A 26557-nucleotide genomic window follows, 5' to 3' on the forward strand; every position below is an offset into this window, starting at 1 on the left:
TGTGACCTCGGTTTCATTTGCCTGTAATGGGACATGCTATAAATAGCAACACTCATTTCGGCGCTCATCAATCGCGCATTTGGCCATGGGAAGGACCCTTGTTTCGCCGTCTCTTCCCGGGCAATTCACAAGGAAGCAAGATGCAAGAGATCAATACCTTCATCAAAGAAAACATAGGCAGCGTCAGCAAGAATGTCTTCGTCGCTCCTGGGATCCCAGAGAAAAAGCTCAACAACGCGGCCAAGTCTATGGGGCTGACGGACAGGGTCAATACCATCATCGCCATCTATGACAACACCTTGTTCGGCAGCGCTAAGGATGGCCTGGCCTTTACCGGGGAACACCTGGTGTTTAAGCCTATGTTCGATGAACCAATGATCTTCCCCTATAGCGATATCGAGAAGGTGGATTATGTCGAATACGTTTCGACAAACGATAAGGGTAAGGAGAAGAAGGAGGTCGTTGTCGAGCTCCTGAGAAAGGATGGCTCACGTAACACCATAGACGGCCTAATCGATTGCGACTACCGGCTGCTGGCCGAGATCCTCAATCGCGCGGTGACCGAGTGCGACAGCTTTGAGGAGGAGAATCAGATAGTCACCCTGGCGGAGATGTCTGAGGCGCTAAAGGTTGCCTATGTCAAAGTGATCGCCAACATGGCTTTTGCCGACGATGGTGAGGTGGATAAGAAGGAGTTTTCCGAGATTCTGATGCTGATGACCCGGCTGGAGCTGACCACCGAGTCTCGCTTCGAGCTGCGCAGCTATCTGTCCAGCGAGCACAATCAAGTTCCCCTGGTTGATCTGCTGGCCATCATTGACGCCGAGTGCGTACCCAGCCACAACAAGGCGGTGAAGATCTCTCTGGTGAAAGACCTTATCAGTACCTACATGAGCGTCAACGATGGGTCCTATGAAAACTTCGCCTTCCTCGACGAGCATCAAGCACTGTTTGGTGTGTCCGACGATGAGGTGGAGCTGGCGCTGATGGCGATTAAGAACGACTTCAACATGCTCAGGGAAGACTTTACCGATGACGCCCTGAAGCGTGGCATGAAGGAGTTATCGGCCAAGGCCGGCGCGGTCGGTGTGCCGCTGGCCGCCGTCTATCTGTCGGGCTCCGTGGTGGGGCTCTCGGCGGCGGGCATGACCTCCGGGCTTGCCGCCCTGGGGCTGGGTGGCGCACTGGGCTTCTCCAGCATGGCAACCGGCATAGGCGTTGCTGTATTGCTGGGCGTCGGTGCCTATAAGGGGATCAAGCACTTCACCGGTGCCAACGAGCTGGATAAGACCAAGCGCCGGGAGCTGATGCTCAATGAGGTGATTAAGCAGACCCAGGCGACACTGTCGCTGCTCATCAACGACCTCAACTATATCACCGACAAGTTTAATCAGGCGGTGGCCAGCTATGGTATTCAAGATGCCAAGGTGCAGAAGCTGATGAAGATGATGACATCGCTGACGGGGGCCGCCGATGTGCTGAGCAGGAAGTCGGGTATCATGCAAAACTCCTGCATCAAGTTGCGCTGTCCTATCAAGCTGGACGAGGCCAAGTTGAAGTCGCTGACTCAGGAGCCGCTGAAGAAACAGTTCTACGCCCTGGTGATGGGATACTACCAGGAGGTGGAAGAGGAGGTTCAGCGGGGGGATGAGTCGGTTAATGTCATAGTGCTTAAGATCAAGCCGGACATCCCGACCCGTGAGCTGGATAAACTGGCCACCGTGTTCGATGCCATTGGCTATTTTAAGGCGGCCGATGTGATTAAGGGGAAGCTGTCAGGGATCTTCTCCTGATGGCGAGCCGTGATCAGCAAGCGGCCGCCCTGTTAGCCCAGCAGCAGCAGCTCGAGGCGTCGGAGCAGCGCATGGCCGAGCTGGACGCCGCCCTGTCGGCGCTGCATCAGCATCAAGCGCAAAACGATGCGGCGCTGGATAACATGCTGGAGGATATGCAGTCGATTCTGGACAGCTGTGGCATCGCCTTCGATGAGGAGATCGCCATCTCTTCCGAGGTGAGCCGTTACTGTGAGGTAACTCAGGAGGAGATCACCTTAGGCATCGGGGCGCTATCGCCTTTAGCCAGCTTGGACTTCAACGAGCAGATGAGCTGGCAAGCTTACATCGCCTCGGTGGAGCACTACGCCGAGCAGCAGGGGATAGATCTTAGCAGCGACCCATACCGCCGGCTGATGACCCTGAGTCAGCGCGTGGCGCTGGAGAAGCGGATCGCCGAGGAGTTTTCGCTCAAGGGGGCCCAGTGTGATAAGTATGACTATCTCATCGCGGGTTCGGCAGGTGTGATTGGTGGTCTCATCGATCTCGCCTTCGGTGGTACGCCCAAAGAGAGCCAGTTGACCAGGGGCGCCGACAAGCTGGTGGAAAAGGCGGTGGAAAACTTTGCCCGCTTCAACGGCTGGCAGGGAGGGCGAGGTAATCAGACCTCCAGTGCTATCAGCTATCTCGAGGGGCTGTTTGAGGTGAACTATGATCAGGCCACCTCCTTCGGTCCTAACGGCACCGCTGGCGCAGTCAAGCACATGAGTACCAAGAACCACCACCTCAAGAGTCTGGCCCACAGTCCCTGCCTGGTGGGGCTGTTCTTCTCCATCATCAATCAGTTTACCCAGAGTGCCAGCTTCGTCAGCGAGGGTAAGCTGGTGACCATCTCGGCGGAGGCTGAGCTACAGGGACATAACTTCATCGCCAAGATCTTCTGTGGCGTGGCCAACTGGTTTGGGCACCTGATGTCCGACGTGTCCGGCTCGTCGGGGATAGACAGAAACCGCCCCGATTATGGCCGAGGCTCGGGGATCCCCATTCCATTCTATAACCTGTTGCAGTTTATGGACGTCGGCGAGTTTGGTCAGCATAGGCAGAGCTTTGCCGTGGTCTGCACTAAGGTGTTCGAGCAAGGCTATGATCTGCGCCATGGGCTGGGCCTCTGTGTGCCCGTGCTGGTGACCGAGTTGATCACCCGTCTTGGCTGGACGGTGAAACAGCGCTGTTACCATCAAAAGCCCTGGTCTGAGTGTGTTCCCCTGGCTAGCAATCCCGAGCTTAGGCGGATGCTGTTGGTGGCTCACGGCAGCATGTGTCTGATCGATGGTGGCGAAGCGGCGCTACGCTCCGGTGGGGATATGGTGCAGTTTCTGCTGCGCACTAACCTGGTGGGCTGGAGCCGTTTCGGTCACCTGGCGCTTAAGGAGATGTATGCCTGGTATAACGCCGGCCATATCGATGCCGAGGCGGTGGATGCCTATCTGGACAGCGAGTATCGCGCCATGTTGGCCAGCTAATATCTCATTAGTCTAGGCGCCCTAAAAAAGCCCGGTCGTTAAACCGGGCTTATTGCTACGTCTTGCTAGTGGGCTTATATCCATCTAGCAAAGGGCTTATCGTTACTGGGTATCCTTGATATCGAATACCTTGTGGCCATTGACCCAGGTCTGGTTCACCTGAGTTTGCCATAGCTGCTGCGGGTCCATGGTGAAGGGGTCGTTCTCAAGCAGGATGAAGTCGGCCTTCATGCCGGGTCTGAGCTCGCCTATCATGGTTTCCTGATGGGCGGCGTAGGCGGCGTCATGGGTAAAGCTGTTTAGCGCCTCGGTGAGGCTCATCCTCTCGCCGGGATACCAGCCTAGCTCTGGGCGGTTAGCATGATCCTGGCGGGTGATAGAGGCGTGCAGACCAAAGAAGGGGTTGGCCGACTCGATGGGAAAGTCTGAACCCGCGGCGATCACCGCGCCGCTGTCTAACAGCTTGCGCCAGGCGTAGGCGCCCTTGATCCGCTGCGGGCCGACCCTGTCTTCGGCCATGTTCATGTCGCTGGTGGCGTGGGTTGCCTGCATGGAGGCGATCACCCCAAGCTCGGCAAACCTGGGAATATCGCTCAGCTGCAGTATCTGCGCATGCTCCACCCTATGCCTCAGCGGCTTGGTGTGGGTCTTGGCGATCAGACTCTGGTAATCATCCAGCACCAGCTTGTTGGCGCGATCACCTATGGCATGGGTGTTCACCTGAAATCCCGCCTGCATCGACTTTAGCATCAAGGCCTTCAGCTCATCTTCCTTGTAGAGCAGCAGTCCCTTGTGGCCGTGGAGATCCGAGTAGTCCTGCAGCAGAGCGGCGCCGCGACTACCCAGGGCGCCATCGGCGGAGATCTTCACGCTGCTGATATCCAGCATGCTGCCAGGGTGGTGATAGGGGCCATTGGCCAGCGTCTGGTCGAACTGGCTGTCGTCGGCGGCGACCATGGCGTAGATGCGGATCGGCATCTGCTGCTCATCGGCGAGTTCACGGTAGGCGGCCAGGGTATCGTGGCCGACACCGGCATCGTGCACGCTGGTGAGGCCTAAACGGGCAAGGTCGGCCATGGCCGAACGCAGTACGCGGGCCTGCTCAGCCTGGGTCAGTGGCGGGATTTTCTGTTCTATCAGCGCCATGGCATTATCGATAAACACGCCGCTGGGTTGTCCCTTATCGTCGCGGGCGATCTCGCCGCCGCTTGGGGCCTGGGTGTCGGCATTGATGCCCGCTAGCTTCATGGCGGCGCTGTTGGCCCAGCCGGCATGGCCATCGACCCGTCTCAGCCACACGGGCGTGTCGGGAAAGGCCTTATCGAGTGTCTTGGCCGTGGGAAAGCTTTTTTCTGGCCAGAGCACCTGGTTCCAGCCTCGGCCCAGGATCCAGTTAAGATCCGGGTTTTGCTTTCTAAAGGCCTGAACTCTCTCTACGGCCGCCTGTTCAGACTCGCTGCCCTTGAGATCGACGCGGATAAGGTTGAGTCCCCAGCCGAGCACGTGTCCATGGGCATCGATGAGCCCGGGTAGCATGGTCTGCCCCTTGGCATCGATCATCCGAACTTGAGGGGATTGAGTTTGCAGCTCGCTTGGCAACTGCTGATAGATCATATCTATCTTGTCACCACTAAAGGCGATGGCGCTAAACTGGGTTAGCTTGCCCTGTTCCAGGGTGTAGCCCTTGAGGTTGTGGATTAGGGTGGTTTGTGCCAGAGCACTGGCGGAAAGCAGCAGGCCAACGGCGAGGCTTACTTGAGTTAGGGTATTCATATTATTGGTTTTTTATAGGTTGTATTGGTTTCATACTAGCAGTTTAAGCGTCGCTGGCAAACTAGCCATAGGTAGTGGCAAGTCTGTATTGCGGTTGTTAATCTTTAGTCGTTAACGGCGCGGATGTGGGGGCTTTCGGCTTCGGCCACGACCCGATTGCGCCCCGTGTGTTTGGCCTGATAGAGGGCGTTATCGGCGCGGTTGACCAGGGTCTTGATGGTGTCATCTTCTTTGAGCTGGGCGGCGCCTAGGCTGATGGTGAGAGATTGGCCATCAAACTTCTGTGCGGCGATATCCTGGCGTAGCTGTTCGGCAACGGCGACACAGATTGAGAGTGAGGTATCGGGCAGTAAGATCACGAACTCTTCGCCGCCCCAGCGGGCCAGAAAATCCCCCTCACGGCAGAGGCTCCTGAGGCTGTCGGCCAGTTGGATCAGCACGCGATCGCCGGTCAGGTGACCGTGGGCATCGTTAATCTGCTTGAAGTAATCCACATCCAGAATCAGCAGGCTAAAGGGGGTCTGTCGGTGATGGCTCAGCAGCACATGCTCCTCCAGCGTGATGTCGAGCTTCTCTCTGTTGTAGAGACCGGTGAGCTTGTCGGTCTCCGCCAGTTTCTGGATCTTGGCGTTGCGCTCACCCAGCTGACGATAGGCCGAGGAGCGGGTGCCCTCGTAGAAGCGAAACAGCAAGATATGGGCAATGGATACTTCGATAACATTGAACAGGGCGCCCATGCCGAAGGTGACGGGCTTGGCCTCCTGGATCTGGCCATAGACAATATAGGCGCAAACCCCGAAGGCGATTAGAGAGACCAGGCTGCCTCGCTGCCTACCTAGGAGGAAGAAGGCGAATGGCGGGATCAGGGTGGCCCAATAGAGAGAGTGGGCATAGCCGCCCACAGAGGCGACGAACAGGAGGATCAATCCGGTGACCATCAGGGTCACCGCCCAGGAGGCGAGGTTGACGTTAGCTGTGTGGTTGAAGAAGGCCAGAATCGATAGTGAGAGTACGAAGCCGCTGGCGTCCAGGGTGGCGTACTCATAGCTCTCGAAATAGAAGATGTTGAGCAGGGTGAGCACCAGGAAGAAGCTGCTGCTGAGCAGCAGGGTATGGCCGATCAAGCGGGTTCGCCAATAGTCTCTGTGGCCTGGTGGATATTGGGCAAAGTCTTTGTACCAATACTTGAGCATGATGTCCCTTTCCTCTCTGCGTTTGAGAATTATTACCCAAAATTAAGTAGATTGACAGTGGCTTATGCGGTGGTTTCAAGTACCTTGGTATTCGGAGAGTCCGACCCTCTCTGGCTAAGGTACGATGACGCCATGTTTGGGGCTGTGTTAGGGTGATCGCAAAGGGGAAGCGGTTGACCCAAGGGCATTTGGCACGCAGCGGGTAGAAAGGGTTTTAAAGAGGGAGAGGTGATGACGGCATGCTTACTACAGAGATGGAGTGAGGATTAACGTTGGCAACTAGGGTTTCAAGGGAGTTGGAAAAGCAATGACGGCATTCTTGCTACAAAGGTGGAGTGAGATAAATTGGCAATTGGGCGGCGCCCAGCTGCTGGCCATGGTCGTGTTGGCGCTCTGGCTGTGGGCTATATGGCCCGTCGAGGATGTGAAGGCGCTACTCAAGGATAAGGCGCTACAGACCCGCTTGCTGCTGGCCATCTTCTTCGTCAATGCCCTGTGGCTGATCGACGCCAGTATTACCCCGGGGATTCATGCCCACTTTCTCGGTCTGGTGACTCTGATGCTGATGTTTGGTTGGCGCCTGGCTACCCTGGCGCTGCTGTTGCCGGTTGCCTTCTTCGCCACCTTCATGCTCAAGTTGCCGCTGGATTTCGCCATCTATGGCCTGGTGGCTATCGCCTTGCCGCTGTTTCTCAGCTATGTGGTCTACAGTCAGGTATTTAAGTATCTGCCCCACCATCTGTTCGTCTACATCTTCTGCGGCGCCTTCATGAACGCCTTCCTCTGCATAGTGTTTCACATACTCAGTTGGTCGACCTGGTTCTACCTGACGACCGACTATGACTGGGCCTATCTGGCAGATAACTATCTGCTGCTGATCCCCTTGCTGGCCTTCCCCGAGGCGCTGCTTAACGGCATGGCGGTGACCCTGATGGTGGTCTATCGCCCCGAATGGCTCTATGACTATTCGGACAGAACCTACTTTTAATCCCTAGGGTAAAAGCCCCGCACAAAACACCTGTTAGCTTGATTTTAATCAAAGGTTATCAAGATGATGGTTTAAATGTTTCAAATTGTAATCAGGTAGCGCTAGTATGCCTCCTTGTGCTCCCCGGAGGGATTTACCTCCGTGGTGTACGGGGTCAGCCCAGGCCTTAGGCCGGGCTCAATAATAAAAAATACTAGAGTGAAAATTTACGATGGATATGTATAAGTTATCAACAGCTGCGTTAGTGGCTGGCCTGGCTTTCAATGCCAACGCCAATCTGCTGATCAGCGAAGTGTTATACGATGCGCCCAACAACGACAGTGTCGAAGAGTATGTCGAGCTGTTTAATGCCGGCTGCAGCAGTATCGACTTGAGTCAGTACCAGCTCAGCGACAACGGCAGCAGCTATGCCTTGGAGGGTACGCTCGCTCCAGGCGCCTACTATACGGTGGCGGCCAATCAGGCGGGTTTCTACAGTCTTTTTAACACCAACCCCGATCAATCCCCCATGTCGTTAACCCTGGGTAACTCGGGCGACTTCGTGCGTCTGTCGAAGGGGAGCGAAGAGGTGGATCTGGTGGCCTGGGAAGGTGGCCTGAGTGGCTGGACGCTAAATGTGCGCGACGTCTCTCTGGCGCGTACGACTGTGATCAACACTAAGTCCCAGGCCGATTGGAGTGCTATGGACAATCCAGGTACCCCGGGGACGGGCAGCCTGGATACCTGCGACACTTCCGCCGGTGGTGGTGACAATCAGCTGGGCAATGGTCAGCCTAAATCTAACCTTAGCGCGGCTAAGGGCGAGAGCTTGAGCTATCTGTTCGACCTGCCACAGGGGGCGAGCGAGGTTGTGGTGACCATGAGCGGTGGCACAGGGGATGCCGATCTCTATCTGCGCCAGGGCAGCGAGCCGACGCTATCAGAGTATGACTGCGCCCCTTATCTTACCGGCAACAACGAGCAGTGCAGTGTTAGTGCACCTGTGGTCGGTCGCTACTATGTGAACATCAATGCCTATGAGGCCTTTAGTGGCGTCTCGCTCAGCCTAAGCTATAGCGTGGCCACTGGTGGCGATGGTTCTGGTAGCGGCTCGGGCACTGGGACTGGCGGTGACGGCTCGGCCGGCGACAATGGGGACTATGTCTACACCAGTTACTATGGCGATGCGATCGGGAAAACCGGCGCGGCGCTAAAGGCTAGCCTGAACCAGATCATCAAGGGGCATACCCGCTTTAGCTATAGTCAGGTGTGGGATGGGCTCGGCTATGCCGATGAAGATCCTGCCAACAGCAATAACGTGATCCTCTTGTACACAGGGCGTTCTGAGCCTAAGAGCAATCGAGCCGGAATGAGTAACTCGCTCGATGCCTGGAATCGTGAGCATGTCTGGGCCAAGAGTCATGGCTTCCCCAGCAGTAGCCAATACGCCTATACCGACCTGCATCACCTGCGTCCGGCAGATGTTACGGTGAACAGCAGCCGCAGCAATAAAGACTTTGCCGCGGGCGGCGATGAGATCTCTGAGGCGCCGGGTAACTTTACCGATGCAGACAGCTTCGAGCCCCGCGATGAGGTGAAGGGAGATGTGGCGCGTATGGTGTTCTATATGGATGTGAGATACGAGGGGAACGATGCCAGTGGCACGCCTGATCTTAGCGTGGTCAGCGGCGTCACGGGTAATGGTGAGGCGCTGCTTGGAGACCTCTGCACCCTGTATCGTTGGCACCAGCAAGATCCGGTCAGCGATTGGGAGCGTCGTCGCAACAATCGTGTCTTCGAGTGGCAGAAGAATCGTAACCCCTTCATCGATAACAGTAGTTGGGTGAGTGAGATCTACGGCGCCTCTTGCCCATAGCTTTATTTAGCCTATCTGATTGATAAGAAGCGCGGCCTCCTGGCTGCGCTTTTTTATGTCTACCAGTTTGATATGGTTACCAAAAATAGCCATAGCTGAGGCCGACCACATTGAAGCCATCGTTCTCGTTGGCAAGATTGGCATTGGAGTAGTGGCTGAAGGTGAGGCCCAGCTTGTGGCGTTTCTGAAATATGACGCCGGCGGCCAGCTTGTCTTCGAACTGCCAATGGGAACCCAGGCTGCGGTCGAGGTAGTGTTCGCTGTCGATATAGGTGATGCCTATGCCTCCCTCGACGTAGAGGCTGAGGTTGTCCAGGGGATATTGATAGATGAGAACCGGAGTGATTGAGACGCCATGATTGTCGCTCGGTGTGTAGTCTTGCCAGTAGTGGTAGGCCAGCTCCAGGTTGATGCCGAGGTGGTAGCGGGTGAGCAGGTTATCTTCCATGGGGAGCTGATAAACCAAGGCGAGTCTGTGGGCCCTGGCGTTTTCCGAGCCATGCCATTTGGGGTCGGCTTGCCCCAGGTTGTAGCTCAGTCCCCACTCGGCAAAAGCCGATAGGGAGGTGAGGAAGAGGCCTAAGATAATCAACATATTTTTCATTGGGTCATCCTTAGAAGCTGCGCCAAAATTCGCGGCGTTAGGTGAAATCCCTAAATTAAGATTAGTCTAAATCTGTATGGCCTTGTTAAAGCCTCAACCGATAGGGGCAATCCAGTGTCATCTGCCTGTCGCATTGTCAGGCTAAGTTAGGCTTATGGATAAGCAGTGTTAAGCTGGGGCTATGAGCCGGTTCTCCTTCGAGCATGCCTTTGAAATCGATACCCTTAAGCGACTGATTGCCCAGCATCAGGGACATTTTCATCATAGTTCGCTGCTGGACTTTTATTATCGCGGCGAGGCGCTCTCTGTGACCGCCATAGAGCTGGGGACTCAGGAAAGCGATGTGCCCTGTGTGCTCTTCGTCGGTGGGGTTCACGGGGTCGAGCGCATCGGCGCCCAGGTGGTGCTGGCGTTTCTCGGCAGTCTGCTCAATCGGCTCGACTGGGACACACATCTGCAGGCGTTATTGAGCAGGGTGAGGCTGGCTTTCGTGCCCATAGTCAATCCGGCGGGATTCCTGCGTGGCAGTCGTGGCAATGGCCAGGATGTGGATCTGATGCGCAACGCGCCGATTGAGGCGCAGGAGGGGGTGACCTTCCTGGTGGGTGGTCAGCGCCTCTCTCGTCATCTGCCCTGGTATCGTGGTGAGGCGATGGCGGCGGAAACCAAGGCCTTGATAGACTATGTCACCTCGCTACAGGCGCGCAGCAGTAGCCTGCTGGCGCTGGATGCCCACTCGGGCTTCGGGCTCAAGGATCACCTCTGGTTTCCCCATGCCTATACGGGTGAGCCCTTCGCCGGCATAGGCTACGTCTATCGACTCCATAGGCTGTTCGAGAAAGGTTACCCCCATCACGGTCACTATCAGCTGGCGCCTCAGAGTCATTTCTATCGCACCCACGGCGATATCTGGGACTACCTGGTGACCCAGGTTGACGGCAAGACGCCCTTTGTACCGCTAACCTTAGAGATGGGCTCCTGGGCCTGGGTGCGCAAAAATCCGCGTCAGCTGTTTAACTTTCCCGGTTACTTCAATCCGCAGGCGCCCCACAGACACCACAGGATCCTGCGTCGTCACGTGGTGCTGATGCAGTTTCTGCTCGACGCCGCCTATGGCAGGGTGCTGGAACAGGTGAGACCGCCTGAGCTGACGAGGCTGACCGCCGAGGGGCTGAGACTTTGGTTTAATCGAGGAAAGAGATGACCACCTGGGTAATGCTAAGAGGCTTGATGCGCGACGAGCGCCACTGGCAGGGCTTTGCCGAGCGCCTGGTAGCGAGCGGCGAGCGGGTGATCACGGTCGATCTGCCGGGTAACGGCCGCCTCGCCAGCGAGCCGAGCCCCAAGTCTATCGACGGCTACTGCGACAGCGTATGGTCTCAGATAGCGCCGCATATCAACCCCTTTAAGGGCAAGTCTGTGGTGCTTATCGGTCTCTCTATGGGCGGGATGACGGCGCTGGCACTCGCCAGTCGCTATCCGGATCGCATACGTCAGGTGGTGCTACTCAACAGCAGCGCCGCCAATCTCTCCCCCTGGTATCGCCGTTTTCGTCTGCTCCCTCTGCTTGGCGCGATAATGAGGGTTGTACGGCTTAAGCTGATCCAGTTGGGGAGGGGACTTAGCTTAGTGGAGGCCTGTGTGCTGCAATACACCAGCCTGTATCATGGTGACGACTTGGCGCTCATCGCCAACTGGAGCCGCTGGCGCAGCGAGCGGCGTACCCGTCTCTGTAATGGCGTTCGCCAGCTCATCGCCTGTGCCCGGTTCCAGGCGCCGCCCCTTAGCAGTATTCCCGTGGTGGTGATCTGCGCGGCCGATGACAAACTGGCCGATCCCCGCTGTAGCAAAGCCCTGGCCAGCTTCTATCATACCCAGGCGATAGTGTTACCCAGTTGTGGTCATGATATTAGCCTGGATGCCCCCGAGGCGCTGCAGGCCTGTCTAAAGGCGAACATAGTGGCCGATGGCGGCAAACTGTCACAATAATTTTGTCTAACTGTCATCTGCACTGGCTAGTATCCCTGGCCGACTATGGTTAATTAAGGGAATAGTAAAGTGCGAAAACCAACAGCTAATCTGACCGCCTTAGCAGGCATCCTATTGGGAGGTCTGAGCCTTGCCGCCTGTAATAGCAACGACGATGATAATCAGCAAACCAGCAACCCACTCGCTCAGGCCATGGGCATCGATAAGCAGGTGCCGGCTCAGGTGGGTGTCAGACCCCTGTTTTTAGTGGATCAGATGGTCGATGGCGAGTTCAAGAGCCAGCTAGAACAGTGCCGTCAGGGGCCGTTTTATCGCAGCGACTTCGCTATCGGCCATCGCGGCGCCGCGATGCAGTTTCCTGAGCATACCAGAGAGTCCTACCAGGCGGCGATCGACTCGGGCGCGGGGGTGGTGGAGTGCGACGTGACCTTTACCGCCGACAAGGCGCTGGTGTGTCGTCACTCCCAGTGCGATCTGGCCACCACCACTAACATCCTGGCCATCGACGACATCGCGGCCAAGTGCAGCGTGCCCTTTACCCCAGCGGATCCAGTTAACGGGGTGAGCGCCAGCGCGACCTGTTGTACCAGCGACATTACCCTGGCAGATTTCAAACGCCTCAAGGGCAAGATGGATGGCGCCAATGCCAATGCCACCACGGTGGAAGATTATATGGCGGGCACGGCTAACTGGCGCACGGATCTCTATGCCGGGGACGGCACCCTGATGACCCATGGCGAGAGTATCGCCATGTTTAAGGCGGCGGGCGTCAAGATGACGCCCGAGTTGAAGGCGCCGAGCGTGACCATGCCGTTTGATGGCATGACACAGGCTGACTATGCCCAGATGATGTTGGATGAATACACAGCGGCCGGCGTGTCACCATCCCAGGTCTATCCTCAGTCGTTTAACCTGGAGGATGTGAAATACTGGATTGCCAACGCCCCCGAGTTTGGCCAGCAGGCGGTCTACCTGGATGACAGATACGATCTGAGTGATTTCGACCCGCAAAACAGCGCTACCTGGTCGCCCAGCATGGATAGCCTGGCTGGTGATGGCGTGCAGATCATCGCGCCGCCGCTCTGGGTATTGGTGACCCTGGACGACGAGGGCAAGATAGTGCCTTCGGAATATGCCAAGGCGGCGAATGCCGCCGGGCTTAAGATCATCACCTGGACCCTGGAGCGCTCAGGCCTGCTGACTCAGGGAGGCGGCTGGTACTATCAGAGCATCACAGAGGCGACGAGAGATGAGGGCAAGGCCTTCGAGCTGCTGGATGTGCTCGCCAAAGATGTCGGAGTGATCGGCGTATTCAGCGATTGGCCTGCGACCGTGACCTACTACGCCAACTGCATGGCGAAGTAACGCTTTCTGCGGTTTATCACCCGTGGATAAAAACAAGAGGCGCGCTCATCGGAGCGCGCCTCTTCTCTTTTCTAAGGCTTAAGAGGATAACCGCTTAGCCGAGTGCCAGCTCTTTGGCCCGGCGGGCGGCGCTGTCCATCGCCTTGGCGACCAGGGCATCGAGATCCCCGTGCTGAAAGGCGAGCACCGCCTGCTCAGTGGTGCCCTTGGGCGAGGTAACCTGACGGCGCAGGCTGGAGAGCCCCTCCTTGCTAGCCATCGCCATCGAGATGGCGCCCATGGCACTCTGCAGTACCGCCTTGCTGGCGGTTTTGGGGGGTAAGCCCTGGGCGATGGCCGCCTTCTCCATCGCCTCTAAGAACAGGAAGAAGTAGGCCGGTGAGCTGCCTGCCGTGGCCACTATGCTGGCCATCTGGGTCTCATCTTCCAGCCAGACGGTGTCGCCTACGGCGCGCATCAACTGCTCGGCATCGTCGAAGGCGAGCCTGTCGAGGTGGCTAGGCACAAAGAGGCCCGTCAGTCCCTTGCCGATGGCGCTGGGCAGGTTCGGCATGGCGCACACCAGCTGGGTATGCTGGGGCAGTCTGCCTGAGATGCTGGCGTGGGTCAGCCCCGCGGCAATCGAGACAATCAGCTTCTGCTTGCACAGGGGGGCTAGCAGTGGGCGCAGCTCCTCGCAGACTAGGGGGACGATAAAGGGTTTCACCGCCAGTATGATGATGTCGGCAAAGGCGACCGCGGCGCTGTTGTCAGAGTGCACCTTGACATTAAAATCCTGCACCAGGCGGCTGCGGGTGTGCTGGCTGGGCGCACACACCAGGATCTGATCGGCTCTGTGACCATGCTTGATCAGGCCACGTATGATGGCGCTGGCCATGTTGCCGCCGCCGATGAAGGCGATGCGCAGGTGCGGGCTTAAGCCTGTGTCTTGGGTAGAGATACTTGCCTCCTGTAACGCTTGATAGGACATGTTTTATGTTAGGCGCGGATCTGACCGTCGCCATTGACCAGGTATTTCTCCGTGGTGAGGGACTCGAGTCCCATAGGGCCGTAGGCGTGCAGCTTGGTGGTGGCGATGCCGATTTCGGCGCCTAGCCCCAGCTCGCCGCCATCACTGAAACGTGACGAGGCGTTGACCATGACTACAGAGGCATCGACGGTACGCTGAAAACGCTTAGCGGTTAGCTCGTTTTCGGTGCAGATCACCTCGGTATGACGACTGCCGAAGCGATGAATATGAGCGGCGGCCTGGTCGAAGTCCTCTACCTGGCGAACGGCGAGTTCGAGCGCCAGATACTCCTGACCGAAGTCTGCCTCCTCTAACACCTTGGCCTCATTGAAGTACTGCTGAGTATTGGTGCAGCAGTTGATCTTCACCTGGTGTTTGGCCAGTGCCGTGGCCGCCATGGCGAGAAACTGAGGGGCAATCTGACTGTGCACCAGCAGGCCCTCGAGGGCGTTACACACACCGGTGCGTTGCGTCTTGCCGTTAAGCAGTAGTGCCAGCGCCTTATCCAGATCGGCATCTTTGTCCACATACAGGTGACAGACGCCCTTAAAGTGCTGAATAACCGGGATCTTACTGTGCTCGGTAACGAAATTGATCAGCCCCTCGCCGCCACGTGGGATGATGACATCGATATGATCGCGTTGCTGCATCAGCTCCATCAGCAGGGCGCGGTCGGGGTCGGGCACCACGGCGATCAACGCGGCCGGTAGCCCGTATTGTTTGAGGACCTTCTGCAAGACGGAGGCGATCACCTTGCTGGTGTTGAGTGCCTCCTTGCCGCCACGCAATATCACCGCATTGCCCGACTTAAAGCAGAGGGCACCGGCGTCGGCGGTGACGTTGGGGCGCGCCTCGTAGATCATGCACACCACGCCCAGAGGCACCCGCATCTTACTGATGTTGAGGCCGTTGGGGCGGGTGCTGAGGTCGCGTTGCTCGCCGATAGGGTCGGGGAGGCTGGCGATGTTTTCTATGCCTTGGGCCATCGCCTCGATACGATCGCCGTCCAGCGTCAGCCTGTCTATCATGGCGGCGCTTAGGCCAGCCTGTTCGGCGGATGCGAGGTCGATAAGGTTGGCGCTGCGGATCTCGAAGCTGGCGGCGCGCAGGCTGCGTGCCATGTCCAGCAATATGGTGTTCTTGGTCTGGGTGTCGACCTGGGCCAGCGTCTTCGCGGCCTGGGCGGCATCCCTAGATAGGGTTTCAATTATGCTCATATTTACTCCAATATGGCGATGTTCTCATCGCTTAAGATGGGACCGGTTTGCTGCTCGACATCATGGGCAAAGGCACGGTCCGGTTGCTTGGCGATAAAACTTAGTAAGCAACTGCTGTAATTGGCCTGGGCCTTCGCCAGCTTAGTGCCATCGCCTTTGCGCACTAAGATGGTGTCGCCGACGGAAAAGTTGCCTTTTACGGCCACTACATCGTCGCTGGTCAGTTGCGTCTCTTGGTCGTCCAGGGGGGCGTCGAAGTTGTCTTCGACGATCACCTCGCCCTGGGCCTGTGAGGTGTGGGTCATCCAGTGCACATGCTCCTGCATGGGCTGGTCGAACGGGGTGAACAGGGTGCCCGGGTTTTGCCCCTTGAGCAGACGGTTGAAGGCGTCTGGATCGAAGCCATTGATGATCACCGTCTCAATGCCGTGGGCGATCGCCTTCTCGGCCGCCTCTATCTTGGTGCGCATGCCGCCTGTGCCAACCTCGCTGGTGGCACCACCGGCCATGGCGTAGACAGACTCGTTGATCTCGTTCACCTGTTTGATCAGCTTGGCATCATCGTGCAGCTGGGGATTCTTGGTGTAGAGCCCGTTAACGTCGGAGCAGATGATCAGGGCGTCGGCATCGGCCGCCGCCGCGACCATGGCCGACAGATTGTCGTTGTCGCCCACACGCAGTGTGTCTGTAGTGACCGCATCGTTTTCGTTGACTATGGGCAGCAGGCCGTGATCCAGCAGGCTAAAGAGGGTGTTCTTGATGCTGATGTAACGCTCACGATCCCTGAGATCCCCATGGGTAACCAGCAGCTGGGCCGAGGGAAAGTCGAATAACTTATCCCAGGTGGCCATCATATCGGCCTGGCCCGCGGCGGCCATCGCCTTCTTCTGTGATACGCTTGGCTGTTTGACGTCACCCAGTCGGTGCCAGCCGGCGGCCACCGAGCCAGAGGAGACCAGGACGACCTGGACGCCTTGGGCACGGCAGTTAGCGATAAATTGGGCGATACCCAGCAGGTAATGGCTGCTGCATCCTTGCTTATGAGGCGCGATCAGGGCACTACCCACCTTAACGACGATGCGTTTCCAGTGTATGTTTGCCATGTTTCCCCCGCCTTATCTCTGCTCGGCTAGTTGACGCCCGGCCTCATCGAAGGTCTCTATGGTGTTTTCACAAGGATCGCCATCTAAGGCGCTCACGCCCCAGATCACCAGGCTGCTGGCCATGAATCCTGGGATCATCTCATAGAGCATTGAACTGAGCGCCTTGCCCTCGGGCAGTACTGGCGCGTAGATCCAGAAGAGTACGGTGGCGGCACCGGCGACGATACCGGCTACGGCAGCCTTATGGGTCAGGTTCTTCTTGTACAGGCTAAACAGCACTAGCGGACCAAATGCGGCGCCGAAGCCGGCCCAGGCGTTACTCACCAGTGACAGAATGCTGTTAGAGCGATCGAGCGCCAACAGGCTGGCGACTATGGCCACCCCTGCCACGCCGAAGCGGCCAAGTTTTACCATCTCCTCTTCGCTGGCCTCTTTCTTGGAGACCACACGGTAGATATCTTCGGTCAGCGAGCTCGATGACACCAGCAGCTGAGACGAGATGGTGCTCATGATCGCCGCCAAGATCGCCGCTAGCAGGAAGCCGCTGATCAAGGGGTGGAACAAGAGCTCAGAGAAGACGATGAAGATGGTCTCTGGGTCGCTCAGCTTCATGTCGAACTTGTTGGCATAGGCGATACCCACCAGGCCGGTGGCCAGTGCGCCTATGATGGTGACTGTCATCCAGCTCATGCCTATGTTCTTAGCCGTCTTGATATCCGACACGCTGCGGATCGCCATGAAGCGCACTATGATGTGGGGCTGGCCGAAGTAACCCAGACCCCAAGAGAGCGCCGAGATCAGCCCCAGCAGGGTGACGTTTTGCATCGCCTCACCAAAATGGGGGATAGACTCATAGGCGAAGTTCATCATCTTGTCGGCATTGCTGAACTCCTGATAGGCCACCACAGGGACCAAGATCAGCGCGATAAACATGATGCAGCCCTGAACGAAGTCGGTCAGGCTGACGGCTAAGAAGCCACCCAGCAGGGTATAGGAGACCACCACACCCAGGGTGATCGCCAGTCCCAGCTCGTAGTTCACCTCGAAGGCCGACTCAAACAGCTTACCGCCTGCCACCAGACCTGCAGAGGTGTAGAGGGTAAAGAAGATCACAATGATCACCGCAGAGATGATGCGGACATTACTGCTGGGATCGTGAAAACGCTTGGCGAAAAATTCAGGGATCGTCAGGGCGTTGTTGGCGACCTCGGTATAGACCCTGAGTTTGGGAGCCACGATTAGGTAGTTCACCAGGGCACCCAACAGGAGACCCACGGCGATATAGATGGTCTCGAAGCCCACCAAAAACATGGCGCCGGGCAGGCCCATCAACATCCAGCCGCTCATGTCGGAGGCGCCGGCAGAGAGGGCGGTGACCTGTGGGCTCACCTGCCTGCCGCCTAAGATGTAGCCCGACACGTCATCGGTCGAGCGGCGGTAGGCAAACAGGCCAATGGCCAACATGGCCAGAAAATAGATAGCAAGCGAGAGATAAGTTAAGTAATGCATGGATTTAGTGGCCTCCTAACGCTTTGTTATTTTGACTCCCGCCGGGTTTCAACATGACAAAAAGATAGGTGCTTAAGATGGCGAATAAACAGGTGAGTTGCATGGCATAGGTTGCCTTGCCGTGGAGCTTGTGCCACGCCTGTGAGATGAGATTTTCTTCCGTTGCATTGTCTGACGACATTGTGCCCTCCCGAGCGAAGTGAGTGTTTCTTATGAGAAATTAATTACACAACTAATAATTAGTGCTCAAACTATATTAACATTCAATTGATCTATTTTTCCACCCTGAATCCAGAGAGAACGCTTACTCGCACCTTCATCTAATCCTCTGTAGCCCTTGTGGTTGCTGAGGTTGAGGCGTGATAAGTAGACGCTGAAATAAAAATATGAAGCGGCAATACACCTAGTACTGTTGTGGGATCAACCTTACCTCTGTATGAAAAATAACCAGTATTCGGTTGTCAGCAGCATGGCTGGAGCTATGGTCTGGAAGAATTCATGTCCATAGTCGTAGGCCATTTTGTTGACTCAATGACGGCTGAGCGAATGCTTAGCACTGACCCTGTGGCGGTCTGGGCTGTTATCCATGACTGAGGCCGCTAGTGTATGCTTCTTGCTCGCTGCCGAGCCTTTATAGTTGAGGGAAGTTTAGGCTGACAGAGTTTAACTATGGCGAGTAGTTTAATTAGCTCTGTAACTATTTTGTCATCTTGATTTCTAGGGATTCTCTCTAGTCGACTTTTGCCTGTGCGGGGGTAAGCTCGGCGATTACGAAGTCAATAAACAGGTTGATCAGCGCCGAGTCTTTTCGCCTATGGCTGTAGAGGGCGTAGAAGTTGGCTGACGCAAGTTGGTAGTCGGGCAGTATGGCCACCAAATCGCCTCGCCGCAGGTCGGCATCAACTAGATATTTAGGCAGTACGGCGATGCCAAATCCAGCCTTGACCGCCTGGTAGATGGCGCTCTTATTGTTAAAAGTGAGTTCGCCATCCAGCCGCTGATCAATACTCTGCATGGCACTATGGTTAGTGCATAGCAGCTTGATGCGATCGAATACCTTGTCCCTGCTGCTAAGGAGGATCATTTTGTGCTCAGCCAGCGCCTCTGGGGTCTGCGGGGCGGCATGTCGACTCAGATAGTCGTGGCTGGCGCAAAGTATAGACTCATCTTTTGCGATCAGCCGCGCCAGGTAAGGCTCTGTGGTGATCTGTGTGCTGCGAAAGGCGATATGTAGCTTGTCTCTGTGAAGGTCGCTGTGTTCGTTGGAGAAGCTGGCCTTGATGTGCACATCGGGATGATGACGCTTGAAGGCCAAGATGATGGGGGTCAGTATGCGCTCGCCCCAGAGTTTGGGGGCCGTGAGGCGCAGCTCGCCGCTAAGCTGGGTCTTCTGGTGACTCAGGTTGTCTAGCAGTTCGTCGTTGAGCTCCAGGATCTCCTGGGACTTGTGATAGAAGAGTTCGCCGGCGTCCGTGGTGGTTACATGGCGGGTACTGCGCTGCAACAGTCGGGTATCGAGCAGGCTTTCCAGGTATTGAATATCCTTAGAGGCCTTGCTCGGGGTGATCGACAGCTGTGCGGCCGCGGCAGCAAAGGAGCCGCGGTGGACAATGGCGGCAAATAGCTTCATCAGGTAGATGGTATCTAGCTTACTCTTCACAGTTATTATTTCCTATTGGGAAATTTACTCTTGCTGATTTGCCTGATTATATCGCCTATGGGAGTGGTGTACAGTAGGCGCCATGAGTTTAATGGTGTGGAATATCTACTATGGTGACGACAAGCTTTACCCATCCCCAGCTGTTTTGCCGCGCAGGTAAGAGCGCTAAAAACAAGACGGTTCTGGCCCCGCTGACCCATAACATGAGCGAAGATAATGGCGATCTCAGCAGCGACGAGATGGCCTGGCTTAGCCTGTGTGCCCGGGGCGGGTTCGGCACCCTGATCTTAGCCGCCACCCAGGTTCAGACCGGCGGGCGCTGCTGGCAGGGGCAGCCCGGTCTGATGAGCGATTATCAGCAGGGACAGTTTGCCAAGGTGGCCGCGATGGCCAGGGGTCATGAGGTACTGACCCTAGTGCAGTTACATCACGGTGGCGTACGCGCCTCGGTGGAGTTAAATGGCCGAGCGCCAATGGGGCCCTCAGCCATCCCACCGGGTGGACGCTATCCACTCGGGGTACAGGAGATGAGCGGCGAACAGATCGCCGAGCTTAAGGAGGCCTTCGTTCATTCGGCGCAGCGGGCCTTTGAGGCGGGATTGGATGGCATAGAGCTCCACAGCGCCCACAATTTTCTGCTGTGTAATTTTCTCAATCCGACCCTCAACCAGCGTAGCGACGAATGGGGTGGTAGCGTCTATAAGCGTACCAAGTTACTGCGCGACATCATCGCAGAGATCCGCCGTCGCCTGCCCCGTAACTTTATCGTCGGCGTTCGTCTGTCACCGGAAAGCTATGCCAATGTGCGTGGCATAGCGCTGAGCCATCAGATGGAGGTTGCCAATATCCTCGCCGAGCAAGATATCGACTGCCTGCACTTCTCCTTGGGGGACAGCTTTAAGGCGCCGGATGAAGGCGAGGGGAGTTCCCTGCTGGCAAATATTCGTGAAGGCTTTATCGGTGATATTCCTTTGATGGTAGCCGGTAAGATTGCCGATGGCCTCAGTGCGCAACAGGCGTTGCATCTGGGGGCCGACATGGTGGCCGTGGGCAGTGCGGCCTTGGGTAATCCCGACTGGTTCAACCGGGTGTCGACCCGCACTAAGTTGATTAAGCCGCCCTTTAGTCGAAAGCGGCTGAGCCTAAATGGCTTCAACGCTAAGGGACTTGAATATCTGCTCTCTGTGCCCGGGCTGGTTGCGACGCCCGACGACGCTCAGGCCTAACTCAGGAAAGGGAGAGACTCTGTGGATTTCTCATGGTTACTGGTCTTTATGTTGACCTTCTTTCTCATGTCGGTCTCACCTGGGATCTGCATGATGCTGGCAATGACGCTCGGAGCCAACATAGGCGTGCGTCGAACCCTCTGGATGATGATCGGCGTGTTGGTGGGCATCGCGTCGATCGCCACCTTGGCGCTTGTCGGTATCAGCAACTTGCTTAGCCGTCATGAATGGTTGCTGCTGATGGTGAAATACCTTGGGGCAGCCTATCTCATCTATCTCGGGGTGAAGAGCTGGCGCTCGCCTTATAGTGCCAGTAAGGTGGAGAGTGCGTCGCAATCATCGCCGGGGGCACTGGCGTTGAGTGGCTTCTCCGCCGCGATCTCTAATCCTAAGGCTTGGGCCTTTCTGATGACGTTGCTGCCGCCCTTTATTCGTCCCGGGCAGCCTTTGATGACCCAGGCGCTAGTCTTGCTGGCGCTGGTGGTGGTCATAGAGTTTGCCTGTTTGCTGCTCTATGCCTATGGTGGTCGACGGCTCTCGAGCTTCCTCCTGCTGCGCGGCAGGGGCCAGTGGCTCAATCGTCTCTCGGGTTCCATGCTCTTTCTGGTAGCCGTGCTCTGGCTCAGTATTTAACTTAGGGAGCTGCATTGCCAAAGTGCTTGACCCCGATGGCTAAATCACGCTTTTCGCCCCGGCTGTTATACTCAATGAACGGCGCAATGTAAGGGGGCGGGGCATGAGCTGGCAGGATATTAAAGAGATCTTATCATTCGTTCTCTTTACCTATGGTGAGTCGGCGATCACCGTCTCTCAGGTTCTGCAGGTGCCGCTGCTGCTGCTGTTGGCCTGGTTTATCGTGACCCGTATCGGTAAGCTCATTCGCCGTGCCATGCTGGCCCGTAAGGTGGCGCCGGACGCGGTGCATCTGTTTTCCCGTATCTACCTCATCCTGGCGATTGCCGTCATTGTGGTGACCAGCCTGGAGATCCTCAATATCCCCCTCAAGGCGTTCGCCTTCGTGTCCGGTGCCATCGCCATTGGGGTGGGCTTCGGGGCGCAAAACATCATCAATAACTTTATCAGCGGCTGGATCTTGATGTGGGAGCGGCCGATACGGATCGGCGATTTTCTAGAGATAGGCGACACTAAAGGCGTAGTGGAGAGCATCAATACCCGCTCGACCCTGATCCGTCGCAACGATGGGGTACATATGCTGGTGCCCAATAGCCATCTGCTTGAGAACACTGTGACCAACTGGACATTGATCGACAATATCGCCCGTTCGACGGTTAGGGTAGGAGTGGCCTATGGCTCAGACGTGGAGAAGGTGGGGGCCATCATCAAGCAGACGCTGGATGATCATGATGAGATCTTAGATGGCCCCGCACCCATTGCCATCTTCGAAGATTTTGGCGATAACGCGTTGATCTTCGATGGCATCTTCTGGGTGTGTGCCAGTAGCGAGGCGGATATTCGTCGCATCCGCAGCGACATACGTTTTCGGCTCTATAAGCAGTTTAATGATGCCGGCATAGTGATCGCCTTCCCTCAGCGGGATCTGCATATCGATGGCGAGCTTAAGCTTACGGGCAGGTCACCGAGTGGCTCAGAGGCTAATTCAGAGTCTAGTTCAGAGTCTAATTCAGAGGATGAACAGAGTCGCCAATCCTAAGAAGGCGAAGAAACCCACCACGTCTGTGACCGTGGTGAGTACGACACCGCCGGCCAGAGCAGGATCTATGCCTATCTTCTTGAGCAGCATAGGAATGCTAGCGCCTGCCACGACACCAGTGATCAGCACTATCACCATGGCGAGACCAAATACCAGTCCCAGCTGCCAGTCGCCAAACCACCTGAGGGCGATGAAGGCGACTAGGGCGGCCCACAGCAGGGCATTGAGCGCGCCGATACTGAACTCATGACCGATCAGCCTGATGATGTTGTTGCGGTTGACCTGATTGAGCGCAAGGCCCCGGGTCACCAGGGTGAGGGTCTGACTGCCAGCGACGCCGCCCATGCTGGCCACCACGGGCATCAGCACCGCCAGGGCAACCACCTTCTCGATGGCGGCCTCGAACAGGCCGATCACCCAGGCGGCGAGGAAGGCGGTAAGCAGGTTAATCCCGAGCCAGAGCGCCCGCCTCGTGGCGCTGCGAACTATGGGAGCAAACATATCCGGGTGGGTGTTAAGGCCAGCCTGGGAATAGAGCGCCTTGTCGGCCTCATCCTGAATCACGTCGATCACATCGTCCACCGTGATGCGACCAATAAGTTTTTGTTCGTCGTCCACCACGGGCGCCGAGAGCAGATCCTGGTCTTTAAAGACCTGGGCGACGCTGCTGGCGGGCATCTGTGGCGTAAATCGGGTTACCTGGGTCGACATCAGCTCACGAATGCTGATATCCATCTCGGTGGAGACCAGGAGGCTCAGGGGGACGATTCCAAGCAGGGTGTTGTCGCGATCGACCACCATTAGGCTGTCTAAGTGTTCCGGCAGCTCGCCCTCGCGCTGGCGCAGACGACGCAGATATCGCAGGGCCGCCTTAACCGAGACATCGGCACGCAGGGCGCTACTATCCACATCCATCAGACCGCCGGCGCTGTTGTCTGGGTAGTCTCTGACGCGCTCATAGCGCTGCCTGCGCTGGGCGTCCATCGCCTGCACCATGGCCGACACCACGGGCATGGGCAGATCGGCATCGATATCCGCCAGCTCATCCATCTGCATCTGGCTCAGACCCATAATGAGTCTGGTTTCTTCTGTCTGTTGGATCAGCGTGCGGCGCAGTGGTTTGGGCAGGGCCAGCAGCACCTTGGCGCAGCTGCTCGTGGGCACCAGCGCCCAGATCTGTAGTCGTTCTTTGGGAGGCTGAGACTCGAGCAGACGGGCGGTCTCGGCGCTGGTACATTCGGCTAAAATGTCCTGAATGGCGGCGTTATCGCCCTGAAGTAATGCGCTGTCGAGCCTGTCTGCAAACTGCTGAAATTTGTCTGTCATCGAATTTCCTTTTGATTGACTATTTGGGGCCTGATTTTCCCAAAATTCAGGTTCATCACAGGGAGTGAATCGATAGTGAGAGCTTAGTCTACTCTAATGAATTTAACGCGTTAGTGACAGTACAACGTCTAACCTGGAATACTTAAATGACGTGATGTATTGCTCTTGATTTAACGGGGAAAGGATGAGTGAGAGGGAAGACGATGATAGAGTTAATCTTATGAATTTATTGTTTTTTGCACATGTGATGTGGGTAAATGGTATAACTTGAGGTTGGCAGAGCTGTTATATCATCGGCAAGCTAGAGGCCGCCCACGAGTCGTTCTGCTGTCTGAATCGCTACTGATGCCATAGAGGCCTGATTTTACACAGATAGTAAAGATAATTTAAAACTTTGAAATGCCTGCCGAAGCTTTATTTCTGGTTCTTGTATTTACGAAGTATTAAATGAAGTTAAAGCTAAGAGGCAGAATAACTCTGTGCAGATACGCCGGTGACAGTCGGTCTCAGGGCCTAAAATGTTTCCGAGATTTATCGGCATTCCCTCCTTCCGTGGAGGTCAGATGAAACTGTAGAGTGGCCAGGGACGGCCTCATAGCGTGTCACTGGCAAATCTCAGTATCAAGTTCGATACAACACCTTAGTAACGTGTTCATTACAATGCACTATCTTAGCGCTTCGTGCGAAAATAATGTTTAAGACGGTCGCAAGTCGTCTTACTATGTCTACGCAGACCTTAAACCATCATGTCCTGTAGAGGATCTTCACCACATGCCAGCCGAATTTAGTCTTCACCAGATGCGGGGTGATTAGCTCGCCGCTGAAGCAGACCTTGTCGAAGGCCGGGACCATCTGTCCTTTCTTGAACTCACCCAGGCTGCCGCCTTTCTTGCCCGATGGGCAGGTTGAGTGTTTCTTGGCGAGTTGGTCAAACTTGGCGCCCTTGTTGAGCTTTTCGATGATCTCTTCGGCGAGCTCTTTATGTTTGACTAAGATATGAAGCGCCGCTGCGGTTCTGGCCATCTGGTGTTGCCTCTTGGCTAATAAATTGGATCTGATACTGGCCATTATACTGGCTTAGGCTTCGCTGGCCCAAGAGGATTTAGCCACCTTGGTTTGGGGTTGCCCATTTCTCTCGGCAAAAGGATAGCCAGGATTGTGAAAGGGCCTCCGTAAAGGAGACCCCTAGGTGATTAAATTGCCAAGCTTTAATTTGCCGAGCGTAGGGTCGATTTTCGATAAGAATAGTGATTGTTGATGAGTAGATTCTCAGACAGCGTCATGGCCTTGGCAGTGACCGCCTCCCCCTCTTGTTGATATTTGCTGACCTGATAGTTAACGAAGTCAACCACATAAACGGGCTTGTTGTCCTGCTTCGCGAGTACCTTGGCGGCCTGTTGCAGGGCTGCGGCCGATGAGCAATCGTTACATTCAATGGCGGTAAAGTTAGCGAAAGTTGCGCCCGAAAGTGCCGACGAGACGAGTAGGAGTGCTGTAGGGATCATCTTATTCATTATTATCTTCCTCATGGTAAATGTGACCGGTGTCACATTTATTCTGCTGTGCAAAATATCATCTGTCTAGTTTTTGTCTTAAAAATTAATATCTTGTTGATAGCTAAATTAGCGAGCGCTAAGCTTGTGAACGCTGGGTTTGCTCATGAACTAAGGGGCTAACCCATTGAGAAGCCTGGGGGAATGATAAGCAAGGATCCTATTGGGCGAGTATCTGTGGGAGCAGATGAGGGATTTATTGATTGAGCGCAAGCTTAATGAGGTCAGATAGCTGTCTGACACACTTGGTTTTGTTATAATTCTTATCCATTTCTAATCGGTTTTTTCGAGGCTTTTGATGGCGCGCAACGTAGGCACGGAACTTGAGCTTATCCATCTGTTTGTGCATCTGGTGAATACCGGAGGGTTTTCGCAGGTGGCAAAAGAGCTGGGAATACCTGTGGCTACCGTGAGTCGCAAGGTCACTAAGCTGGAGAGCCTGCTCGATACCCAGCTGATCATGCGCAGTACCCGTAAGCTCAGGCTGACGGAGGAGGGCAGTGAGCTCTTTGGTCGCTATCAAAATGTGGTTGCCCAGTTTGACCGTTGTAGCGAACCCAGAGTCGAAAAGGCCGAAGGTACGCTGCGCATCGCGGCGCCCGTGTCGATCATCTCGATGATCTTCATCGGGGTGCTGAACGACTTCTCCAAGGCCTACCCGGATATTCAGCTGCACATTACTCAGAATAACTCCAGCATAGATTTGATCGATGAGGGGGTGGACGTGGCCATTGTCGGCGGCGCCCAGCCGGATTCCTCCTGGGTCTCCAAGTCGCTTGGGGTGCTGGATTATGCTTTGTTTGCCTCGCCGGGTTATCTTGCCTGTGCCGGTATTCCTCACCATCCCGATCAGCTAGCGGAGCATTCCTTGATCAAGGTGTGGCCCCTGTTTAACTGGTCGATGAAACACATTAACGGCGAAGATTTTTACTACGAGGGGCCGGCCAAGTTAACCCTTGGGGATCTCAACGGTGCGGTGCGTGCCACGGTAGACGACGGCGGTATTCTCTATGGTCCAGAACTTTTCGTGAAGGAGGAGCTTGCCTCGGGTGAGCTGCGCCGGGTGTTGCCCGACTGGCAAGGGGAGCAGCGACGTATCTCTCTGCTGTACCATCAGCGTACCCATCAACCCCTAAAGGTAAAGCTGTTTATCGAATTTATGCAGGAAAGAGCCAGCTGTTTATTTCATTGATTCCGGAACTCTCTTTAAGAGTTTTTCT

23 protein-coding genes are annotated in these 26557 nt (G+C 55.9%); 11 read left to right on the forward strand and 12 right to left on the reverse strand.

Annotated elements, in window-relative coordinates; genetic code table 11:
* The first annotated feature begins 140 nt into the window (after nucleotides 1-140).
* Together L2731_RS03830 and L2731_RS03835 are read left to right on the forward strand one after the other, a co-directional pair.
* Nucleotides 141-1793 carry a hypothetical protein gene (locus L2731_RS03830; RefSeq protein ID WP_249251908.1) on the forward strand — a complete coding sequence of 551 codons (1653 nt, stop codon included), beginning with the start codon at nucleotides 141-143 and terminating at the stop codon, nucleotides 1791-1793.
* On the forward strand, nucleotides 1793-3295 hold the full coding sequence (locus tag L2731_RS03835; RefSeq protein ID WP_249251910.1) for a hypothetical protein: 1503 nt from the start codon (nucleotides 1793-1795) through the stop codon (nucleotides 3293-3295). The genes L2731_RS03830 and L2731_RS03835 overlap by 1 nt, the downstream gene beginning before the upstream one ends.
* 102 nt (nucleotides 3296-3397) lie before the next feature.
* Here the strand turns inward: L2731_RS03835 and L2731_RS03840 are convergent, their stop codons facing one another.
* Nucleotides 3398-5068, reverse strand: coding sequence for an amidohydrolase (locus L2731_RS03840; RefSeq protein WP_249251912.1), 1671 nt, complete (start codon nucleotides 5066-5068; stop codon nucleotides 3398-3400).
* 104 nt (nucleotides 5069-5172) lie between these two features.
* Entirely contained in the window at nucleotides 5173-6261 is a 1089-nt protein-coding gene (locus L2731_RS03845) for a GGDEF domain-containing protein (RefSeq protein ID WP_249251913.1), read from the reverse strand.
* Between the two features lie 307 nt (nucleotides 6262-6568).
* Here L2731_RS03845 and L2731_RS03850 point away from each other — a divergent pair, with 307 nt between their 5' ends.
* Together L2731_RS03850 and L2731_RS03855 are read left to right on the forward strand one after the other, a co-directional pair.
* Nucleotides 6569-7249, forward strand: coding sequence for an energy-coupling factor ABC transporter permease (locus tag L2731_RS03850; protein WP_249251914.1), 681 nt, complete (start codon nucleotides 6569-6571; stop codon nucleotides 7247-7249).
* Between the two features lie 211 nt (nucleotides 7250-7460).
* On the forward strand, nucleotides 7461-9104 hold the full coding sequence (locus tag L2731_RS03855) for an endonuclease (RefSeq protein WP_249251915.1): 1644 nt from the start codon (nucleotides 7461-7463) through the stop codon (nucleotides 9102-9104).
* 76 nt (nucleotides 9105-9180) lie between these two features.
* Here the strand turns inward: L2731_RS03855 and L2731_RS03860 are convergent, their stop codons facing one another.
* Nucleotides 9181-9708: an acyloxyacyl hydrolase gene (locus tag L2731_RS03860; RefSeq protein WP_239852139.1), complete on the reverse strand. Its 528-nt coding sequence runs from the start codon at nucleotides 9706-9708 to the stop codon at nucleotides 9181-9183.
* Nucleotides 9709-9889: 181 nt separating this feature from the next.
* Between L2731_RS03860 and L2731_RS03865 the strand changes: the two genes are divergently transcribed.
* The 3 genes from L2731_RS03865 to L2731_RS03875 all read left to right on the forward strand — a co-directional run bounded on the left by L2731_RS03865 (nucleotide 9890) and on the right by L2731_RS03875 (nucleotide 13062).
* A complete protein-coding gene (locus L2731_RS03865; protein WP_239852138.1) occupies nucleotides 9890-10912 on the forward strand; it encodes a M14 family zinc carboxypeptidase in 1023 nt (340 codons plus the stop codon).
* Complete coding sequence (locus tag L2731_RS03870) at nucleotides 10909-11697, forward strand: alpha/beta fold hydrolase (protein ID WP_239852137.1); 789 nt, start codon at nucleotides 10909-10911, stop codon at nucleotides 11695-11697. The genes L2731_RS03865 and L2731_RS03870 overlap by 4 nt, the downstream gene beginning before the upstream one ends.
* Nucleotides 11698-11766: 69 nt before the next feature.
* Entirely contained in the window at nucleotides 11767-13062 is a 1296-nt protein-coding gene (locus L2731_RS03875) for a glycerophosphodiester phosphodiesterase family protein (protein WP_249251916.1), read from the forward strand.
* Between the two features lie 94 nt (nucleotides 13063-13156).
* On the opposite strand, the gene proC is transcribed toward L2731_RS03875, so the two are convergent.
* The 6 genes from proC to L2731_RS03905 form a co-directional block, all read right to left on the reverse strand.
* A complete protein-coding gene (gene proC, locus L2731_RS03880; RefSeq protein WP_239852135.1) occupies nucleotides 13157-14032 on the reverse strand; it encodes a pyrroline-5-carboxylate reductase in 876 nt (291 codons plus the stop codon).
* 8 nt (nucleotides 14033-14040) lie between these two features.
* Nucleotides 14041-15288: a glutamate-5-semialdehyde dehydrogenase gene (locus tag L2731_RS03885; protein ID WP_249251917.1), complete on the reverse strand. Its 1248-nt coding sequence runs from the start codon at nucleotides 15286-15288 to the stop codon at nucleotides 14041-14043.
* Nucleotides 15289-15290: 2 nt separating this feature from the next.
* Nucleotides 15291-16391, reverse strand: coding sequence for a glutamate 5-kinase (proB, locus tag L2731_RS03890; protein ID WP_220072149.1), 1101 nt, complete (start codon nucleotides 16389-16391; stop codon nucleotides 15291-15293).
* Between the two features lie 12 nt (nucleotides 16392-16403).
* Nucleotides 16404-17900 carry a sodium/proline symporter PutP gene (putP, locus tag L2731_RS03895; protein WP_249251918.1) on the reverse strand — a complete coding sequence of 499 codons (1497 nt, stop codon included), beginning with the start codon at nucleotides 17898-17900 and terminating at the stop codon, nucleotides 16404-16406.
* Nucleotides 17901-17904: 4 nt separating this feature from the next.
* Entirely contained in the window at nucleotides 17905-18081 is a 177-nt protein-coding gene (locus L2731_RS03900; protein ID WP_239852124.1) for a hypothetical protein, read from the reverse strand.
* 549 nt (nucleotides 18082-18630) lie between these two features.
* Nucleotides 18631-19560 (reverse strand): LysR family transcriptional regulator, encoded by a 930-nt coding sequence (locus L2731_RS03905; RefSeq protein ID WP_249251919.1) that lies wholly within the window; start codon nucleotides 19558-19560, stop codon nucleotides 18631-18633.
* 110 nt (nucleotides 19561-19670) lie between these two features.
* On the opposite strand from L2731_RS03905, the gene L2731_RS03910 reads away from it, so the two are divergent.
* The 3 genes from L2731_RS03910 (at nucleotide 19671) to L2731_RS03920 (ending at nucleotide 22458) form a co-directional block, all read left to right on the forward strand.
* Complete coding sequence (locus tag L2731_RS03910; RefSeq protein WP_239852120.1) at nucleotides 19671-20786, forward strand: NADH:flavin oxidoreductase; 1116 nt, start codon at nucleotides 19671-19673, stop codon at nucleotides 20784-20786.
* A 21-nt stretch (nucleotides 20787-20807) separates the two neighbouring features.
* On the forward strand, nucleotides 20808-21419 hold the full coding sequence (locus L2731_RS03915; RefSeq protein ID WP_239852118.1) for a LysE family translocator: 612 nt from the start codon (nucleotides 20808-20810) through the stop codon (nucleotides 21417-21419).
* Between the two features lie 103 nt (nucleotides 21420-21522).
* Entirely contained in the window at nucleotides 21523-22458 is a 936-nt protein-coding gene (locus tag L2731_RS03920) for a mechanosensitive ion channel family protein (RefSeq protein WP_239852116.1), read from the forward strand.
* Here the strand turns inward: L2731_RS03920 and mgtE are convergent.
* From mgtE to L2731_RS03935, 3 genes are all read right to left on the reverse strand, one after another.
* A complete protein-coding gene (gene mgtE, locus L2731_RS03925) occupies nucleotides 22429-23784 on the reverse strand; it encodes a magnesium transporter (RefSeq protein ID WP_239852114.1) in 1356 nt (451 codons plus the stop codon). The two genes, L2731_RS03920 and mgtE, sit on opposite strands and share 30 nt — an antisense overlap.
* 744 nt (nucleotides 23785-24528) lie before the next feature.
* Nucleotides 24529-24807 (reverse strand): peptidylprolyl isomerase PpiC, encoded by a 279-nt coding sequence (gene ppiC / locus L2731_RS03930; RefSeq protein ID WP_144201869.1) that lies wholly within the window; start codon nucleotides 24805-24807, stop codon nucleotides 24529-24531.
* A 185-nt stretch (nucleotides 24808-24992) separates the two neighbouring features.
* Complete coding sequence (locus L2731_RS03935) at nucleotides 24993-25298, reverse strand: hypothetical protein (RefSeq protein ID WP_249251921.1); 306 nt, start codon at nucleotides 25296-25298, stop codon at nucleotides 24993-24995.
* 337 nt (nucleotides 25299-25635) lie between these two features.
* On the opposite strand from L2731_RS03935, the gene L2731_RS03940 reads away from it, so the two are divergent.
* Nucleotides 25636-26529, forward strand: a complete 894-nt coding sequence (locus L2731_RS03940; RefSeq protein ID WP_249251922.1) for a LysR family transcriptional regulator — start codon at nucleotides 25636-25638, stop codon at nucleotides 26527-26529.
* Nucleotides 26530-26557 lie beyond the last annotated feature (28 nt).

This window comes from Shewanella aquimarina (assembly GCF_023349185.1).
GTDB classification, from domain to species: domain Bacteria; phylum Pseudomonadota; class Gammaproteobacteria; order Enterobacterales; family Shewanellaceae; genus Shewanella; species Shewanella aquimarina.

Coding starts and splice junctions, on each gene's coding strand:
- L2731_RS03830 (WP_249251908.1), top strand. CDS start 141: ATGCAAGAGATCAATACCTTCATCAAAGAAAACATAGGCAGCGTCAGC.
- L2731_RS03835 (WP_249251910.1), top strand. CDS start 1,793: ATGGCGAGCCGTGATCAGCAAGCGGCCGCCCTGTTAGCCCAGCAGCAG.
- L2731_RS03840 (WP_249251912.1), bottom strand. CDS start 5,068: ATGAATACCCTAACTCAAGTAAGCCTCGCCGTTGGCCTGCTGCTTTCC.
- L2731_RS03845 (WP_249251913.1), bottom strand. CDS start 6,261: ATGCTCAAGTATTGGTACAAAGACTTTGCCCAATATCCACCAGGCCAC.
- L2731_RS03850 (WP_249251914.1), top strand. CDS start 6,569: ATGACGGCATTCTTGCTACAAAGGTGGAGTGAGATAAATTGGCAATTG.
- L2731_RS03855 (WP_249251915.1), top strand. CDS start 7,461: ATGGATATGTATAAGTTATCAACAGCTGCGTTAGTGGCTGGCCTGGCT.
- L2731_RS03860 (WP_239852139.1), bottom strand. CDS start 9,708: ATGAAAAATATGTTGATTATCTTAGGCCTCTTCCTCACCTCCCTATCG.
- L2731_RS03865 (WP_239852138.1), top strand. CDS start 9,890: ATGAGCCGGTTCTCCTTCGAGCATGCCTTTGAAATCGATACCCTTAAG.
- L2731_RS03870 (WP_239852137.1), top strand. CDS start 10,909: ATGACCACCTGGGTAATGCTAAGAGGCTTGATGCGCGACGAGCGCCAC.
- proC (WP_239852135.1), bottom strand. CDS start 14,032: ATGTCCTATCAAGCGTTACAGGAGGCAAGTATCTCTACCCAAGACACA.
- L2731_RS03885 (WP_249251917.1), bottom strand. CDS start 15,288: ATGAGCATAATTGAAACCCTATCTAGGGATGCCGCCCAGGCCGCGAAG.
- proB (WP_220072149.1), bottom strand. CDS start 16,391: ATGGCAAACATACACTGGAAACGCATCGTCGTTAAGGTGGGTAGTGCC.
- putP (WP_249251918.1), bottom strand. CDS start 17,900: ATGCATTACTTAACTTATCTCTCGCTTGCTATCTATTTTCTGGCCATG.
- L2731_RS03900 (WP_239852124.1), bottom strand. CDS start 18,081: ATGTCGTCAGACAATGCAACGGAAGAAAATCTCATCTCACAGGCGTGG.
- L2731_RS03910 (WP_239852120.1), top strand. CDS start 19,671: ATGGTGACGACAAGCTTTACCCATCCCCAGCTGTTTTGCCGCGCAGGT.
- L2731_RS03920 (WP_239852116.1), top strand. CDS start 21,523: ATGAGCTGGCAGGATATTAAAGAGATCTTATCATTCGTTCTCTTTACC.
- mgtE (WP_239852114.1), bottom strand. CDS start 23,784: ATGACAGACAAATTTCAGCAGTTTGCAGACAGGCTCGACAGCGCATTA.
- ppiC (WP_144201869.1), bottom strand. CDS start 24,807: ATGGCCAGAACCGCAGCGGCGCTTCATATCTTAGTCAAACATAAAGAG.
- L2731_RS03935 (WP_249251921.1), bottom strand. CDS start 25,298: ATGAATAAGATGATCCCTACAGCACTCCTACTCGTCTCGTCGGCACTT.
- L2731_RS03940 (WP_249251922.1), top strand. CDS start 25,636: ATGGCGCGCAACGTAGGCACGGAACTTGAGCTTATCCATCTGTTTGTG.